This is a genomic window from Hydrogenophaga sp. UC242_53 (genome assembly GCF_042696965.1).
Classification (GTDB): domain Bacteria; phylum Pseudomonadota; class Gammaproteobacteria; order Burkholderiales; family Burkholderiaceae_C; genus Hydrogenophaga.
This window is the reverse complement of record NZ_CP170552.1, coordinates 2,745,106-2,758,976: the sequence shown is the minus strand read 5'-3', so window position 1 is coordinate 2,758,976 and position 13,871 is coordinate 2,745,106. Positions and strand designations below refer to the sequence as shown.

The window sequence follows — 13,871 nt, the reverse complement described above, 5'->3', positions numbered from 1 at the left end:
CCTTGTCCTACAGGGCGGCGGCGGCCAGCCCGCAGGCCGGTCGATAGAATCCAGATTCCGAATCTGAATGGGTTCTTCCATGCGCGATGCCCCGAGCGGAGATGCCGTGTCGGACACGATGGAGGTGAATGACGAGACGCATGCCCCGGATGCACGCTGGCTCTCACAAGGCGACGACTGGGTGTTGGAACTCAGCGGCGCCTGGCGCGAACACAGCGCCCCTCTCCCCGAGCTTCCGGCCACCGAGGTCGTGGGCGCCGTGCGCGTCCACGCGGACGGCCTGCGCTCGTGGGACGCGCCCCTGGCTTCCGCGCTGTGGCATCAGATCGAACCCTTCGCGCGTCGCGGTGCGGATGTCGATCTGCAGGCCCTGCCCGAAGGCCTCCAGCAGATTCTGGCGCTCGCGCTGGACACCCCGCCCCCCGCCACGGCGGCCCCGGCCGCCACACGCGGCCGCGTGGCCCGCCTGGGTGCGCGCGTCACGGCCTGGTGGGCCCTGCGCCGCAAGACGCTGACCTTCTTCGGCGAGGTGCTGCTGTCCCTGGGGCGGTGGCTGCGCGGGCGCAGCGACATGCGCGCCTCCGACCTCGCGTGGCAGATCGAACAGACGGGGCCGCGCAGCCTGCCCATCGTGGCGCTGGTGTGTTTCCTGGTCGGTCTCATCGTGGCCTACATGGGCGCGGCCCAGCTGCAGCGCTTCGGTGCGCAGAACTACATCGCCGACCTCGTGACGGTGGGCGTGGTGCGCGAGGTCGCGGCCCTGCTGGTGGGCATCGTGCTGGCCGGTCGCGTGGGCGCGGCCTTCGCGGCGCAGATCGGCAGCATGCGCGCCAACGAAGAGGTGGATGCGCTGGCCACCATGGGCGTGAACCCGGTGGACTTCCTGGTGCTGCCCCGCGTGCTGGCGCTGCTCATCGTCGGGCCCATGCTGACCGCCTTCGGCGCGCTGGTGGGCATGGCCGTGGGCTGGCTGGTGGCGGTGGGCATCTATGGCGTCACACCGCTGGAGTACGTGTACGCCAGCGCCCAGGCCATCACGCTGCCGCACGTGGTGGTGGGGCTGATCAAGGGCACCACGTACTCGGTGCTGGTGGCGCTCGCGGGTTGCCTGCAGGGCATGGCGGCGGGGCGCAGCGCGCAGGCCGTGGGCGACGCGACGACGGCCTCGGTGGTGCAGGCCATCGTGTGGATCGTGGTGGTCGCTTCCGCGCTCACTGTGGTGTTTCAACGCCTGGACTTCTAGATGAACGAACACCTGCACGCCCATCCCGCCCCGCCCGAGCCCGGTGCGGAACCGCTGGTGCGCGTGGAGAACCTGACCATGGCGTTCGGCAGCAACGTGATCCAGCGCGACCTGAATTTCGAGATCCTGCCTGGCGAGGTGCTGGCCCTGGCCGGCGGCAGCGGCTGCGGCAAGAGCACGCTGCTGCGCCACCTCATCGGCTTGCAGGTGCCGGCCAAGGGCCGGGTGCTCTACGGTGCGCAGGACCTGTACGCGGCCGACGACAAGGAGAAGGCCGCGCTGCTGCGCTCCTTCGGCGTGATGTTCCAGGCCGGCGCGCTGTGGAGCAGCATGACGGTGGGCGAGAACGTGATGCTGCCCATGCAGGTGCTGACCGACATGGAGCCCGAACGCCGCGAACAGGAGGCCCGCTTCAAGCTCGCGCTCGTGGGGCTGGCGGGCAGTTTCGAGGCCGAACCCGCCACGCTGAGCGGCGGCATGCGCAAGCGCGCGGCCATCGCGCGCGCCCTGGCGCTGAATCCGCAACTGCTGTTCCTGGACGAGCCCTCCGCTGGCCTGGACCCGCTGACCTCCGCCCACCTGGACGAACTGATCATGCACCTGCGGGACGACCTGGGCACCACGGTGGTGATGGTCAGCCACGAACTCGAGAGCATCTTCGCGCTGGCCGATCGCCTGCTGTTCCTGGACGCCCAAAGCAAGACCATGACGGCGCTCGGCCCGCCCAAGGCATTGCGGCAGGACGGCCCGGAGGAGGTCCAGCGCTTCCTGCGCCGCGGTGCCGCCGCCCCCGTCAAAGAGGAAACCCCATCATGAAGCGCAAGGCCAATCCCACCCTCATCGGCACCTTCGTGGTGGCCGGCCTCGCACTCATCGCGGTGGCCATCATCACGCTGGCCGGCAGCAGCTACTTCACGCGCAAGGAGCGCACCGTGATGTACTTCAGCGGCTCCGTCTACGGCCTGCAGGTCGGCGCGCCGGTGGTGTTCCGTGGCGTGCGCGTGGGCAGCGTGGAGTCCATCGAGGTCTCCTACAACCGCGAGACCGACGCCTTCTCCATCCCGGTGGTGGCCTCGCTTGACAGCGATGCCCTGCGTGGGCTCGATGGCAAGCACGGCGATGCGGCTTCCGATTCCGAACTGGCGCTGCCCGCGCTGGTGGAGCGGGGCATGAGCGCGCAGCTCTCCATGCAAAGCCTGCTCACTGGCCTGCTCTATGTGGACCTGGATCTGCGCCCCAAGCGCGCGGCCAGCACGCATGGCACGCGGCGCGGCCTGACCGAAATCCCGACCGCGCCCACGGCGATCCAGACCTTCCGCGACCAGCTCGAAGGCATCGACCTGCGCAAGATCACCGACGACCTGGCGGCGATCGCGGCTTCGGCCCGCGCCGTGATCTCGGGGCCTCAGCTCAACCAGGCCCTGAGCGACCTGGCCGAGATCACCGCGACCTTCAAGCGCGTGTCCGAGCGGCTCGACAAGCGCCTGGACCCGCTGGCCAACGAATTGCAGCGCTCGCTCGTGTCCACCCGCACCGCGATGGACGGCATGGAGAAGGCGGCCAAATCGGTGAACGAGAGCGCCGTCGGTTTTGGCCGCACGTCCGAGCGCGTGTCCGACCTGCTGGCGCCCGACGCGCCCCTGGTGCAGAACCTGCAGCGCGCGGCCAACGAGGTGAGCCGCACCGCGGGCGCGCTGCGCGAGGCCACCGCGGGCGATTCGCAGCTGATGGTGGGGGCCGACCGCGCGCTGGACGACCTCTCGCGCGCCGCCCGCGCGCTGCGCGACCTGGCCGAGGCCCTGGAACAACAACCCGATGCGCTCCTGCGGGGCAGAAAGGTCAACGAATGAACCGCCCAGCCATGAACCGACGCGGCCTGCTCGCCGCCCTGGGCCTGGCGCCCGTGGTGTTCGCCGCCGGTTGCGCCGGCACCGATGCGCCGCCCACGCGCTGGTACGAGCTGCGCGCCGAGCCTCCGGAACCCCGGCCGGCGCCCCGCCCGGGCAATGGCGCGGTGTGGGAGGTCTCCGGCCTGGTGCGCCTGCCCGGCTCCCTGGACCGGGACGTGCTGATGGTCTCCAGCGGCGCGTCGTCCCTGCTGCCGCTGCCCGGGCACCGCTGGGCCGAGCCGCTGCGCGAGAGCGTGCCACGCCGCCTGGTGGCCGACCTGGCCCTGCTGCGGGGGGAGGGCCTGGTCTGGCGCGCGCCCGCGCCCTCGGGGGCGAACGTGACGCGGCAGCTGCGCGTCGAGATCGATTCGCTGATGGCCGACAGCGGCCGGCGCACCCTGCGCCTGCAGGCCCGCTGGTGGCTCACCGACCTGCGCGGCGGCGCCACGCCGCCCACGCTGGGTCAGGCCGACATCGAGGTCCCGCTGACCGACGGCTCGCCCGACGCCCTGGCGGCCGGCCACCGCCTGGCCGTCTGGCGCCTGGCGCAGCGCATCGCGGGCGGCTGAACGGGGCCTCGAGAGGGCCGGTCCCGAGGGGGACAGCGCGTTCGTCGGCTGGATTTCAGTGCCGGCGGTTCATGTCGATAGGCCGGAGGTGACCCGATCCTTTTGCCTGAACCTCCCAACATGAACCTCTTTCGCCACATGACCGTGAACGCCAAACTCTGGACCGGCGTTCTTGCCATCGTGCTCGCCCTGGGCGCGATGTTGTCCTTCACCGGCACCCGCTCCAGTGCCTTGACCAAGGAAGCCGACGAAGTGCTCGGCCGGATGTCCGACAAGACCGTGATCGCCACGGAATGGGCCGGCCTGACCGAAACCAACGTGACGCGCGTGCAGGCCTCGATCCTGAGCACCGACCCGTCCATCGACCAGCTCTACAAGGACGTCATTCCCGTGGGCGTGGCCTCGATCTCCGCGCTGCAGAAGCGGCTGGACGCGATGCCGATGAACGACGCCGAGAAGGCCCAGCTCGCGAAGATCGCCGGGCTGCGCCAGGCCGTGCTGGGCTCGCTGGCCAAGGCCAACGAGATGAAGAAGAACGGTGACACCGCCGGGGCCGTGGCCGAAATCACGTCCCGCTTCAACGCGGCCGTGCCCCCCTACGTGGCGGCGCTGCGCGAGTTCGCGCAGATGCAGGTGAGCATGCAGGCCGAGGCCCAGGTGAAGTTCGCCGCCGATCGCGCCAGCAACCTGACCATGGCAAGCGCGCAGATCGGCCTGCTGATCCTGGGCATCATCGCGGGCGCCTTCTTCCTCATCCGCAACATCCGCACGCCGCTGCGCGAAGTGGTGGCGTTTGCCGAACGCGTGGCCGGCGGCGACCTGACCGCGCGCATCCGCAACGACCGCCGCGACGAGTTCGGCGCGATGACCAAATCCCTCTCCGACATGCGCGATCGCTTGGTGCACGTGGTGGCCGACGTGAAGCGTGGCACCGAGAACATCACCGTGGCGGCGCGCGAGATCGCTTCGGGCAACAACGACCTCTCGGCCCGCACCGAACAGACCGCCGCCAACCTGCAGCAGACCGCCGCCAGCATCGAGCAGATGTCGGGCGCGATCCGCCAGTCGGCCGACTCGGCGCGCGTGGCCGACCAGCTGGCCGACGTGGCCGGCCAGAGCGCCCAGAAGGGCGGCCAGGTGGTCAACGAAGTGGTGTCCACCATGGAGGAGATCAACCAGGCCTCGCGCAAGATCAGCGACATCATCGGCGTGATCGATGGCATCGCCTTCCAGACCAACATCCTGGCGCTGAACGCGGCGGTGGAAGCCGCGCGGGCCGGCGAACAGGGCCGGGGCTTCGCCGTGGTGGCTGGTGAGGTGCGCAACCTGGCGCAGCGCAGCGCCCAGGCGGCCAAGGAAATCAAGGTGCTGATCGGCGCCAGCGTCGACAAGGTGACCGCCGGCACCGAGCTGGTGGGCCAGGCCGGCCAGACCATGGGCGAGATCGTGGAGAACGTGGTGCGCGTGCGCGACATCATCGGCGAGATCGCCTCGTCGTCGAGCGAGCAGGCCGAAGGCGTCAACCAGATCAACGCCTCCGTCTCCAACCTGGACCAGATGACGCAGCAGAACGCGGCGCTGGTCGAGGAAAGCGCGGCCGCCGCATCGAGCATGAACGACCAGGCGCTGCGCCTGTCCGAGGTGGTGCGCATCTTCCGCGTGGACGCGGCCGATGCGGCCAGCTCGATCGCTCAACTGAACGTCAACGACCTGCACAAGCGCGGCAACGCCGTGGCCGCCAAGCCGGTGGCCGCAGCGGCAGCCGCGCCGAAAGCGGTACCTGCTTCCGTGAAGGCCGTGGCCAAGGCACCGGCGGCAAAGCCCGCCGCGGCCCCTGTCGCGGTGGCGAAGAGCCTCAAGCCCGCGCCGGTGGCCGCTCCCGTGCCCGCGACGGCGGGTGGCGCGGACGACTGGGAATCGTTCTGAACGAAGAAGGCTTCGCGGCCTTCTTCAGTTCACCATCACCAGCTTGCCCTTGACCGAACGCGATCCCATGATCGCGTAGGCCTTGTGCAGCTCGCTCATGGGCAGGGTCTGGTCGATCACCGGCTTGACCTGGCCCTTGGCGTACATGCCCGCCAGCGCCTGCATCATCTCGGCGTTGGCCTTGGGTTCGCGGCGCGCGAAATCGCCCCAGAACACGCCCACCAGGCTGGCGCCCTTGAGCAGGGTGAGGTTCAGCGGCAGGGCGGGAATCGGGCCGCTGGCAAAACCCACCACCAGATAACGGCCGCGCCAGGCGATCGAGCGGAACGCGGGCTCGGCGAAGTCCCCACCCACCGGGTCGTAGATCACGTCCGGGCCCTTGCCGTCGGTGAGCTGCTTGATCGCATCGCGCAGGCCCTCCTTGGGGGTGTGCACGCTGTAGTTGATGGTGGCGTCCGCCCCCAGCTGCTGGCACAGCTCGCACTTCTCGTCGCTCGAGGCGGCCGCGATCACGCGCGCCCCGGCGGCCTTGGCGATCTGGATCGCCGCCGTGCCCACGCCGCCGGCAGCGCCCAGCACCAGCACGGTCTCGCCGGCCTTGAGCGCGCCCCGGTCCATCAGCGCGTGCCACGAGGTGGCGTAGATCATGATGAAGGCGGCCGCGTCCACCGCCGGAAAGCCGGGCGGCAGCGGCATGCACAGCGCGGCCGGTGCGATGGTGTGGGTGCCGAAGCCACCCGTGCCGCTCAGGCAGGCCACGCTCTGGCCCACCTGCAGGTGCTTCACACCTTCGCCCACGGCGCGCACCACGCCGGCGTACTCCGAGCCCGGCACGAAGGGCAGGGCGGGCTTCATCTGGTACTTGTTCTGCACGATGAGCAGGTCGGGGAAGTTCAGGCTCGCGGCCTGGATCTCGATCAGCACCTCGCCCGCCTTGGGCGCTGGCGTGGGCAGTTCCTTCCAGGTCAGGGCGTCGACGCCCACGGGGTTTTCGCAGAGCCAGGCATGCATGGTGTGTCCTCGTTCAAATGGTCATGAAACCGTTCCATGATAGGCAGCGGGGGCCGTCTTCCGCAGCGGGTAAGCCCCTTGCGTGTCCCGGGCGTGACCGGGGCGATCCACCTAAAATCGCGGCAATGAAAATACTCATCTCCAACGACGACGGTTACCAGGCGCCCGGCATCGTGGCGCTCTACGAGGCCCTCAAGGGGCTGGCCGAGGTGGAGGTGGTGGCCCCGGAGCACAACAACAGCGCCAAGTCCAACGCGCTCTCGCTGCATTCGCCGCTTTACGTGCACACGGCCTACAACGGTTTTCGCTATGTGAATGGCACGCCGGCCGACTGCGTGCACATCGCGCTCACCGGCCTGCTGGGCTACCGGCCCGATCTGGTGGTCTCCGGCATCAACAACGGCGCCAACATGGGCGACGACACCATCTATTCCGGCACTGTGGGCGCGGCCATGGAGGGCTACCTGTTCGGCGTGCCCGCCATCGCCTTTTCACAGACCGAAAAGGGTTGGGGCCACCTGGAAGACGCGGGGCAGATGGCCGCGCGCCTGGTCTCGCAGCTGCTGCCCTCGCTGGAAAACGGCCCGCCCGCCGAGCCCTGGCTGCTCAACGTCAACATCCCCAACCGGCCGCTGGCCGAGCTGCGCGGCTTCAAGGTGGCGCGCCTGGGCCGCCGGCACGCGGCCGAGCAGGTGATCTCGCAGACCAACCCGCGCGGCGACACCATGTACTGGATCGGCAGCGCGGGCAAGGCCAAGGACGACGCCGAAGGCACGGATTTCCACGCCTCGCTGCAGGGCTATGCCACCATCACGCCCCTGCAGGTGGACCTGACCGACCACGACCGCCTCGCCTACTGGGCGCCCACGGCCGCGAGCCTGTCCACGGGTGGTGCCGGCTCGTGAAGCGCGGTCTGCCGGTTCCACCGTCACCGTCTTCCGCCCCCGCGGCGGGCGCGAAGCCCAGGCCGGGTTTTCCGGCGCGCCTGCCCGCCGCCGCGCCCGCACCGGTGCCGCGCAACCAGCTGCAGCCCCGGCCGGCGGCGCGCGCCGTGGCACCGCCGGCCCTGCCGCAGCCCAAGGCCGCGCCCCGGGTGCCGGTACACCCGGTGGCGCCCACCGGCGTGGGCATGGAATCGCAGGCGGTGCGCGCCGCCATGGTGCGCAAGATCCAGGGGCAGGGCGTCACGCACCCGGGCGTGCTGGCGGCCCTGCAGGCGGTGGAACGCCACCGCTTCGTCGATTCGGCGCTGGTCAACCAGGCCTATGAAGACACCAGCCTGCCCATCGGCCTGGGGCAGACCATTTCCAAGCCCGGCGTGGTGGCGCGCATGCTGGAGCTGCTCTGCCAGGGCCGCGGCGAGAAGATGGGCCGGGTGCTGGAGATCGGCACCGGTTGTGGTTACCAGGCCGCCTTGCTCAGCCACCTGGCGCGCGAGGTCTACAGCATCGAGCGGCTCAAGGGGCTGCACGAAAAATCGCGCGAGAACCTTCGCTGGTTCCGCCTCTCCAACCTGCACCTGCTGTTTGGCGATGGCATGCTGGGCTACCCCAAAGGGGCACCCTATGCGGCCATCATCGCGGCGGCGGGTGGCAACGACATTCCGCAGGCGTGGATCGACCAGTTGGCCGTGGGTGGCCGGCTGGTGGCGCCCGCGGTCACGGCGGCCGGTCGGCAGAACCTGGTGGTGGTGGACAAAACCGCCACCGGCATCGTCCGCACCGAGCTGGAGGCCGTGCTCTTTGTGCCTCTAAAATCGGGTGTCGCATGATGTTGCACCGCCTCCCGGGCGGTGCAACGTGTCTTTTTCAGGGCCCTGACCGCGCAGGCGGCCAGGGTTCCTTGCAATTCGTGGGAGTTTTCATGAACAAGCGTGTTTTCCAATGCTCGGGGCGTCCCCAGGAGTCGGGTCGTCCTGCATGGCGAGGCGTCGCGGTCATGTCCATGCTGGCGGCGCTGATGGTCGCCGCCGGTTGTTCCTCCACCCGCCTGGACCGCCCGGCGCCCGTGGAAGACCGAGGCGGTTCCGCCGGCCCCCGCCCGGCCGAGGTGGTGCCCATGCCGGGCGCCGAGAACGCCGGCAAGCCGGGCTACTACACCGTCAAGGCGGGCGATACCCTGTTCCGCATCGCGCTGGACAACGGCCAGAACTGGCGCGACATCCAGGCCTGGAACAACCTCACCAACCCGAACGCGCTGGAAGTGGGCCAGGTGCTGCGCGTGCAGCCGCCGGGCGCCACCACCACGGCCACGGCACCGACAGGCCCCACCACGAGCCCGGTGACCAGCTCGGGCGTGGCCTCGCGGCCCCTGTCGGAAACCGCGCCCCCCGCGGCCTCCACCTCGCCCACCACCCCGCCGGCCCCGGCACCCGCCCCGGCCGCGGGCGGCGCCGACGAGATCAGCTTCATCTGGCCGGCCCAGGGCACCGTCATCACGCCGTTCGACGAGGCCAACAACAAGGGCGTGTCCATCGCCGGCAAGATCGGCGACCCGGTGGTCGCGGCGGCCGATGGCCGTGTGGTCTACGCCGGTGCCGGCCTGCGCGGCTATGGCAACCTGATCATCCTCAAGCACAACAACACCTACCTCACCGCCTACGCCCACAACCAGGCGCTGCTGGTGCGTGAGGACCAGGCCGTGCGCCAGGGCCAGAAGATCGCCGAGATGGGCAGCAGCGACACCGATCGCGTGAAGCTGCACTTCGAGGTGCGCCGCCTGGGCAAGCCGGTCGACCCGATGGGCCACCTGCCCAAGCGCTGAACACCGGCGCGGCATGGCCTGGCCGGTTCTCGTCTTCGACATCGAGTCCATTCCCGATGTGGCCGGGCTGCGCGCCCTGCGCGGCGCGGCGCCCGAGTTGACCGACGAGCAGGTCCACGCTGCCTGGCTGGCCGAGCGCAAGGAAAAGGGCCAGAGCGACTTCGTGCCGCTGCACCTGCAGCGCGTGCTGGTCATCAGCTGCGTCTTCCGCAACGCCGAAGGCCTGCGCATCCACTCCTTCGTGGACCGCGACGGGCAGAGCGAAGGCAAGGTGGTGCAGGCCTTCTTCCATTCCATCGAGAAGCACACGCCCCATCTGGTGAGCTGGAACGGGGGCGGCTTCGACCTGCCGGTGTTGCACTACCGCGGCCTGCGCCATGGCGTGGAGGCCAGCAAGTACTGGGACCTGGGCGAGGACGACCGCGAGTTCAAGTGGAACAACTACATCAGCCGGTACCACATGCGGCACCTGGACCTGATGGACCTGCTGGCCATGTACTCGCCCAAGAACAACGCGCCACTGGACGCCATGGCCAAGCTCTGCGGCTTTCCAGGCAAGCTGGGCATGGACGGCTCGCAGGTGTACGCGCAGTACCTGGCGGGGCAGACCGAAGAGATCCGCCGCTATTGCGAGACCGACGTGATGAACACCTACCTGGTGTACTGCCGTTTCCAGAAGATGCGCGGCGGGTTGACCGAGGCCGAATACGAGCAGGAAATCGCCATGGTCAAGGAGACGCTGGGCAACCTGGCCCCGGCCGAGCCGCACTGGGACGAGTACCTGCGGGCCTGGGCCTGAGACAATCGGGGGATGACAGCGTCCTCCCTCCACGAAAACAGCCTTCTCACCACCGCCAGCACCGAGGCGGCCCACGAAACAGCGGCCAGCACCCTGCCTGAGGGCTGGCTCGCGATCGAATCTCTCGACATCGATGCCCAGGGCATCGCCCGCCGGCCCGACGGCAAGGTGGTGTTCATCGAAGGTGCGCTGCCCTTCGAGCAGGTCAGCGTGAACGTGCATCGCAAGAAGAACAACTGGGAAGCCGGCACGGTGACGGCGATCCACCGCGAATCCTCGCAGCGCGTGCGGCCCGGCTGCCCGCACTTCGGCCTGCACGCCGGCGCGTGCGGCGGCTGCAAGATGCAGCACCTGCACGAGGCCGCCCAGGTGGCCGTCAAGCAGCGCGTGCTGGAAGACAACCTCTGGCACCTGGGCAAGGTCAGGGCCGAGACCATGATGCGCCCCATCGAAGGCCCGGCCTGGGGCTACCGCCACCGCGCGCGCCTCTCGGTGCGCCACGTGCACAAGAAGGGCGAGGTGCTGATCGGCTTCCACGAGCGCAAGAGCCGCTATGTGGCCGACATGAAGGTCTGCCCGGTGCTGCCCGCGCACGTGAGCGACATGCTCATGCCCTTGCGCGAACTCATCTTCGGCATGGACGCGCGCGACACCTGCCCGCAGATCGAACTGGCCAGCGGCGACGACGTGACGGCGCTGGTGCTGCGCCACCTGGAGCCGCTGAGCGAGGACGACCGCGCCCGCCTGCGGGCCTTCGGCCTCCAGCATGGCGTGCAATGGTGGCTGCAGGCCAAGGGGCCGGACACGGTCAAGCTGCTCGACGAGGGTGGGGCGGTGCTCTCGTACTCGCTGCCCGAGTTCGGCATCACCATGCCGTTCAAGCCGACCGACTTCACCCAGGTCAACCCGTACATCAACCGTGTGCTGGTGGTGCGCGCCCTGCGCCTGCTGGATGCGCAGGCGCACGAGCGCGTGATCGACTGGTTCTGCGGCCTGGGCAACTTCACCCTGCCGATCGCCACGACGGCGGGCGAGGTGCTGGGCATCGAAGGCAGCGAGGCCCTGGTGTCGCGCTCCCGCGAAAACCTGGCGGGCAACCAGGCCGGCCGGGACCGCGCGCTCGCGCCCACCACCTTCGCGGCGCGCAACCTGTTCGAAATGACGCCCGAGCAACTGGTGGCCGATGGCGTGGCGCAGAAGTGGCTGGTGGACCCGCCGCGCGAGGGCGCGTTCGCGCTGGCCAAGGCCATGGCCGACCTGCACCAGAACCCGGCCCTGCGCGGTGACTGGACGCCGCCGCAGCGCATCGTCTACGTGAGCTGCAACCCGGCCACGCTCGCGCGCGACGCGGGGCTGCTGGTGCACCAGGCGGGTTACCGCTGCGTGGCGGCGGGGGTGGTCAACATGTTTGCCCACACGGCGCACGTCGAGAGCATGGCGGTGTTCGAGCTGGACCCGTCGAAGGTGCCGGGCGCCGATGCGGCGCCGGCGGTGGCCGACGAGGGCTGAATCAGGACTTCTGCGATTCGGCGCCGGGCTTGGCGCCGTCGGCTGCGGCAGGCGCGGCGCCGGACTCGGTTTCGGAGGGCATGCCCACCACCGAGTTCTCGCGCATGTACTGGTCCATCTCGCGCCAGCCGGCGAACACGGCGGCCTTGCCGGCGCGCGGGTAGTTGCTGAAGCAGCTTTCGATGCTGCGCACCGCATGCCGGCAGGCGCTGCCGATGGCCTTGCCCTCGGCTTCCTTCTTGGCCGCGACCTGCGTGGCGGTCTCGATGCCCAGCGCTTCGCAGCCGGTCAGCAGGCTGACGGCGGCCAGGAGGCAGAGGGTGAGGGCGGTGTGTCGCATGGCTGTGCAGTGGGTTTCAGCCTTGTTTCGGCGCCTGGGGCCCGAACTTGACGCCCCAGGCGGCAAAAATGTCACATTGCCCGTGCGACAGGCCAAGAAAAAGGACCCGAAGGTCCTTTTTCGATGGGCGAGGGCCCGTTTACTCGCGGTCGCCGCCGAACATGCCCAGCAGCATCAGCAGGCTCTGGAAGATGTTGAACAGGCTCAGGTACAGGCCCAGGGTGGCGGTGATGTAGTTGGTTTCGCCGCCGTCCACGATGCGCTTGAGGTCGTACAGCAGGTACAGGCTGAACACCACGATCGCCAGGGTGGCGATCACGGCCATGCCGGCCGGGCTGCCCACGAACACGTTGATGATCGCGCCGATCATGATGGCCAGGGCGCCCACGAAGAGCCACTTGCCCAGACCGGAGAGGTCGCGCTTGATCACGGCCGAGAGGTTGGCCATGATGAAGAACACGCCGGCCGTGCCGCCAAAGGCGGTCATGATCAGGCTGGAGCCGTTGGAGAAGCCCAGCACCGCCGCCAGCAGGCGCGAGAGCATCAGGCCCATGAAGAAGGTGAAGGCCAGCAGCACGGGCACGCCGGCGGCGGAGTTCTTGGTCTTCTCGATCGCGAACATGAAGGCGAAGGCGCCGCCCAGGAAGACGATCAGGCCCAGGCCGCCCGTGAGCGCGGCGGTGATGCCGGTCTGCACGCCGATCCAGGCGCCCAGCACGGTGGGCAGCATGGACAGGGCCAGCAGCCAGTAGGTGTTGCGCATGACTTTGTTGCGCAGCGCATCGGAAGAGACGGCGGTGCCGAAGCGGCCGCTGGTCTGTGCTTGGTCGGTCATGGTGGTGATCTCCTTCATCATCTGACGCCCTAGGCCGGTCGCTGCGCGTCGGAATGACGCGCAACCGGCGAAATTGCATTGTAGGAGGCTGGTCCGCCGTGAGCACCCGGCGCGGGACAACGCATTTTTGGTATGGTCACTTGTGACCTCTGGTGTGCCAATGCACGCGTTATCGTTCGCACTTTGCGCCCGGGCGGTAAGCTCCCGCTCTGCAATTCCTTCTCTGATCCCCCATTTAGGACCAAGTTCATGAAAAACAAGGCAATGCTCGAAATCGCCGACGTCAAACTCATCGCCGCCGCGGCCGAAGCCGAGGCCGTGAAGAACAACTGGGCCGTGACCATCGCCATCGTGGACGACGGCGGGCACCTGCTCTGGCTGCAGCGGCTGGACGGCGCGGCCGCGATCTCGGCCCACATCGCCCCCGCCAAGGCCCACACGGCCGCGATGGGCCGTCGCGAGAGCAAGATCTACGAAGACGTGATCAACCAGGGCCGCATGTCCTTCCTGAGCGCGCCCACGCTCTCGGGCATGCTCGAAGGCGGTGTGCCCATCCTCAAGGATCGCCAGTGCCTGGGCGCGGTGGGTGTGAGCGGTGTGAAGTCGACCGAAGACGCGCAGATCGCGCGCGCGGGCATTGCTGCGATAAACTTGTGAGCTTTGCCGGGTGGCACACCCGAAAAAAGTGCCTGGCTAACGGGACCTTCGGCCCCTTGGCTGGCTAAAAACGACGCGCGGGGATGGTGATGTCCCCGGGTCGCCCCACGATGAAAAAACGGTGCGAGGCGGGCTTGCGCTGCCGCCTGGTTACTTGGTGAGGATCAGCTTGCCCTGCCGCGTCGCGTGCAGCCGATAGAGCGATCCGTTGTGATGAATCGCCGACCACCTTCTGGCCGCGAAGCAGTTCGGCGCTGGGCAGCACCGGCACGGGATGGCCTTCGTGCAGGAGCTGCAGCGTCGTCGGCGCATCGGATGCGGTTGCGTTGG

General features: G+C 69.0%; 15 protein-coding genes. 11 read left to right on the top strand and 4 right to left on the bottom strand.

What is annotated here, in order from left to right:
* Positions 1-106 precede the first annotated feature (106 nt).
* The 5 genes from ACFJI0_RS13835 to ACFJI0_RS13815 all read left to right on the top strand — a co-directional run bounded on the left by ACFJI0_RS13835 (position 107) and on the right by ACFJI0_RS13815 (position 5,627).
* Positions 107-1,243 (top strand): MlaE family ABC transporter permease, encoded by a 1,137-nt coding sequence (locus ACFJI0_RS13835; protein WP_382320480.1) that lies wholly within the window; start codon positions 107-109, stop codon positions 1,241-1,243.
* Positions 1,244-2,059, top strand: a complete 816-nt coding sequence (locus ACFJI0_RS13830; RefSeq protein WP_382320477.1) for an ABC transporter ATP-binding protein — start codon at positions 1,244-1,246, stop codon at positions 2,057-2,059.
* Positions 2,056-3,093: an MlaD family protein gene (locus tag ACFJI0_RS13825; protein ID WP_382320475.1), complete on the top strand. Its 1,038-nt coding sequence runs from the start codon at positions 2,056-2,058 to the stop codon at positions 3,091-3,093. The genes ACFJI0_RS13830 and ACFJI0_RS13825 overlap by 4 nt, the downstream gene beginning before the upstream one ends.
* Before the next feature lie 11 nt (positions 3,094-3,104).
* Positions 3,105-3,701, top strand: a complete 597-nt coding sequence (locus ACFJI0_RS13820; RefSeq protein WP_382320473.1) for a membrane integrity-associated transporter subunit PqiC — start codon at positions 3,105-3,107, stop codon at positions 3,699-3,701.
* Between the two features lie 120 nt (positions 3,702-3,821).
* The gene (locus ACFJI0_RS13815; protein ID WP_382320471.1) at positions 3,822-5,627 is read left to right on the top strand and encodes a methyl-accepting chemotaxis protein; all 1,806 of its coding nucleotides are present in this window, start codon (positions 3,822-3,824) and stop codon (positions 5,625-5,627) included.
* Positions 5,628-5,651: 24 nt separating this feature from the next.
* Here ACFJI0_RS13815 and ACFJI0_RS13810 read toward each other — a convergent pair whose 3' ends face one another.
* Positions 5,652-6,638, bottom strand: a complete 987-nt coding sequence (locus tag ACFJI0_RS13810; protein WP_382156886.1) for an NADPH:quinone oxidoreductase family protein — start codon at positions 6,636-6,638, stop codon at positions 5,652-5,654.
* Positions 6,639-6,763: 125 nt separating this feature from the next.
* Here ACFJI0_RS13810 and surE point away from each other — a divergent pair, with 125 nt between their 5' ends.
* The 5 genes from surE to rlmD all read left to right on the top strand — a co-directional run bounded on the left by surE (position 6,764) and on the right by rlmD (position 11,709).
* The gene (gene surE, locus ACFJI0_RS13805; protein ID WP_291116305.1) at positions 6,764-7,543 is read left to right on the top strand and encodes a 5'/3'-nucleotidase SurE; all 780 of its coding nucleotides are present in this window, start codon (positions 6,764-6,766) and stop codon (positions 7,541-7,543) included.
* Positions 7,540-8,409 (top strand): protein-L-isoaspartate(D-aspartate) O-methyltransferase, encoded by an 870-nt coding sequence (locus ACFJI0_RS13800; RefSeq protein WP_382320469.1) that lies wholly within the window; start codon positions 7,540-7,542, stop codon positions 8,407-8,409. Before surE ends, ACFJI0_RS13800 begins: the two co-directional genes overlap by 4 nt.
* A 167-nt stretch (positions 8,410-8,576) precedes the next feature.
* Positions 8,577-9,401, top strand: a complete 825-nt coding sequence (locus tag ACFJI0_RS13795; RefSeq protein WP_382320467.1) for a peptidoglycan DD-metalloendopeptidase family protein — start codon at positions 8,577-8,579, stop codon at positions 9,399-9,401.
* A gap of 13 nt (positions 9,402-9,414) precedes the next feature.
* Positions 9,415-10,200, top strand: coding sequence for a 3'-5' exonuclease (locus ACFJI0_RS13790; RefSeq protein ID WP_382320465.1), 786 nt, complete (start codon positions 9,415-9,417; stop codon positions 10,198-10,200).
* 12 nt (positions 10,201-10,212) lie between these two features.
* Positions 10,213-11,709: a 23S rRNA (uracil(1939)-C(5))-methyltransferase RlmD gene (rlmD, locus tag ACFJI0_RS13785; protein ID WP_382320463.1), complete on the top strand. Its 1,497-nt coding sequence runs from the start codon at positions 10,213-10,215 to the stop codon at positions 11,707-11,709.
* 1 nt (position 11,710) lies between these two features.
* Here the strand turns inward: rlmD and ACFJI0_RS13780 are convergent, their stop codons facing one another.
* Both ACFJI0_RS13780 and ACFJI0_RS13775 read right to left on the bottom strand, forming a co-directional pair.
* Positions 11,711-12,049 carry a hypothetical protein gene (locus tag ACFJI0_RS13780; protein WP_382320461.1) on the bottom strand — a complete coding sequence of 113 codons (339 nt, stop codon included), beginning with the start codon at positions 12,047-12,049 and terminating at the stop codon, positions 11,711-11,713.
* Between the two features lie 139 nt (positions 12,050-12,188).
* Positions 12,189-12,884: a Bax inhibitor-1 family protein gene (locus ACFJI0_RS13775; protein ID WP_382156898.1), complete on the bottom strand. Its 696-nt coding sequence runs from the start codon at positions 12,882-12,884 to the stop codon at positions 12,189-12,191.
* Between the two features lie 249 nt (positions 12,885-13,133).
* On the opposite strand from ACFJI0_RS13775, the gene ACFJI0_RS13770 reads away from it, so the two are divergent.
* Positions 13,134-13,541 carry a heme-binding protein gene (locus ACFJI0_RS13770; RefSeq protein ID WP_382320459.1) on the top strand — a complete coding sequence of 136 codons (408 nt, stop codon included), beginning with the start codon at positions 13,134-13,136 and terminating at the stop codon, positions 13,539-13,541.
* Positions 13,542-13,691: 150 nt separating this feature from the next.
* On the opposite strand, the gene hemP is transcribed toward ACFJI0_RS13770, so the two are convergent.
* Positions 13,692-13,853 carry a hemin uptake protein HemP gene (gene hemP, locus ACFJI0_RS13765; protein ID WP_382320456.1) on the bottom strand — a complete coding sequence of 54 codons (162 nt, stop codon included), beginning with the start codon at positions 13,851-13,853 and terminating at the stop codon, positions 13,692-13,694.
* Between the last annotated feature and the right edge of the window lie 18 nt (positions 13,854-13,871).

What these genes read in the sequence shown, in the direction of transcription:
- ACFJI0_RS13830 (WP_382320477.1), top strand. Translation starts at nt 1,244, where the DNA reads ATGAACGAACACCTGCACGCCCATCCCGCCCCGCCCGAGCCCGGTGCG.
- ACFJI0_RS13825 (WP_382320475.1), top strand. Translation starts at nt 2,056, where the DNA reads ATGAAGCGCAAGGCCAATCCCACCCTCATCGGCACCTTCGTGGTGGCC.
- ACFJI0_RS13820 (WP_382320473.1), top strand. Translation starts at nt 3,105, where the DNA reads ATGAACCGACGCGGCCTGCTCGCCGCCCTGGGCCTGGCGCCCGTGGTG.
- ACFJI0_RS13815 (WP_382320471.1), top strand. Translation starts at nt 3,822, where the DNA reads ATGAACCTCTTTCGCCACATGACCGTGAACGCCAAACTCTGGACCGGC.
- ACFJI0_RS13810 (WP_382156886.1), bottom strand. Translation starts at nt 6,638, where the DNA reads ATGCATGCCTGGCTCTGCGAAAACCCCGTGGGCGTCGACGCCCTGACC.
- surE (WP_291116305.1), top strand. Translation starts at nt 6,764, where the DNA reads ATGAAAATACTCATCTCCAACGACGACGGTTACCAGGCGCCCGGCATC.
- ACFJI0_RS13795 (WP_382320467.1), top strand. Translation starts at nt 8,577, where the DNA reads ATGTCCATGCTGGCGGCGCTGATGGTCGCCGCCGGTTGTTCCTCCACC.
- ACFJI0_RS13790 (WP_382320465.1), top strand. Translation starts at nt 9,415, where the DNA reads ATGGCCTGGCCGGTTCTCGTCTTCGACATCGAGTCCATTCCCGATGTG.
- rlmD (WP_382320463.1), top strand. Translation starts at nt 10,213, where the DNA reads ATGACAGCGTCCTCCCTCCACGAAAACAGCCTTCTCACCACCGCCAGC.
- ACFJI0_RS13780 (WP_382320461.1), bottom strand. Translation starts at nt 12,049, where the DNA reads ATGCGACACACCGCCCTCACCCTCTGCCTCCTGGCCGCCGTCAGCCTG.
- ACFJI0_RS13775 (WP_382156898.1), bottom strand. Translation starts at nt 12,884, where the DNA reads ATGACCGACCAAGCACAGACCAGCGGCCGCTTCGGCACCGCCGTCTCT.
- ACFJI0_RS13770 (WP_382320459.1), top strand. Translation starts at nt 13,134, where the DNA reads ATGAAAAACAAGGCAATGCTCGAAATCGCCGACGTCAAACTCATCGCC.
- hemP (WP_382320456.1), bottom strand. Translation starts at nt 13,853, where the DNA reads ATGCGCCGACGACGCTGCAGCTCCTGCACGAAGGCCATCCCGTGCCGG.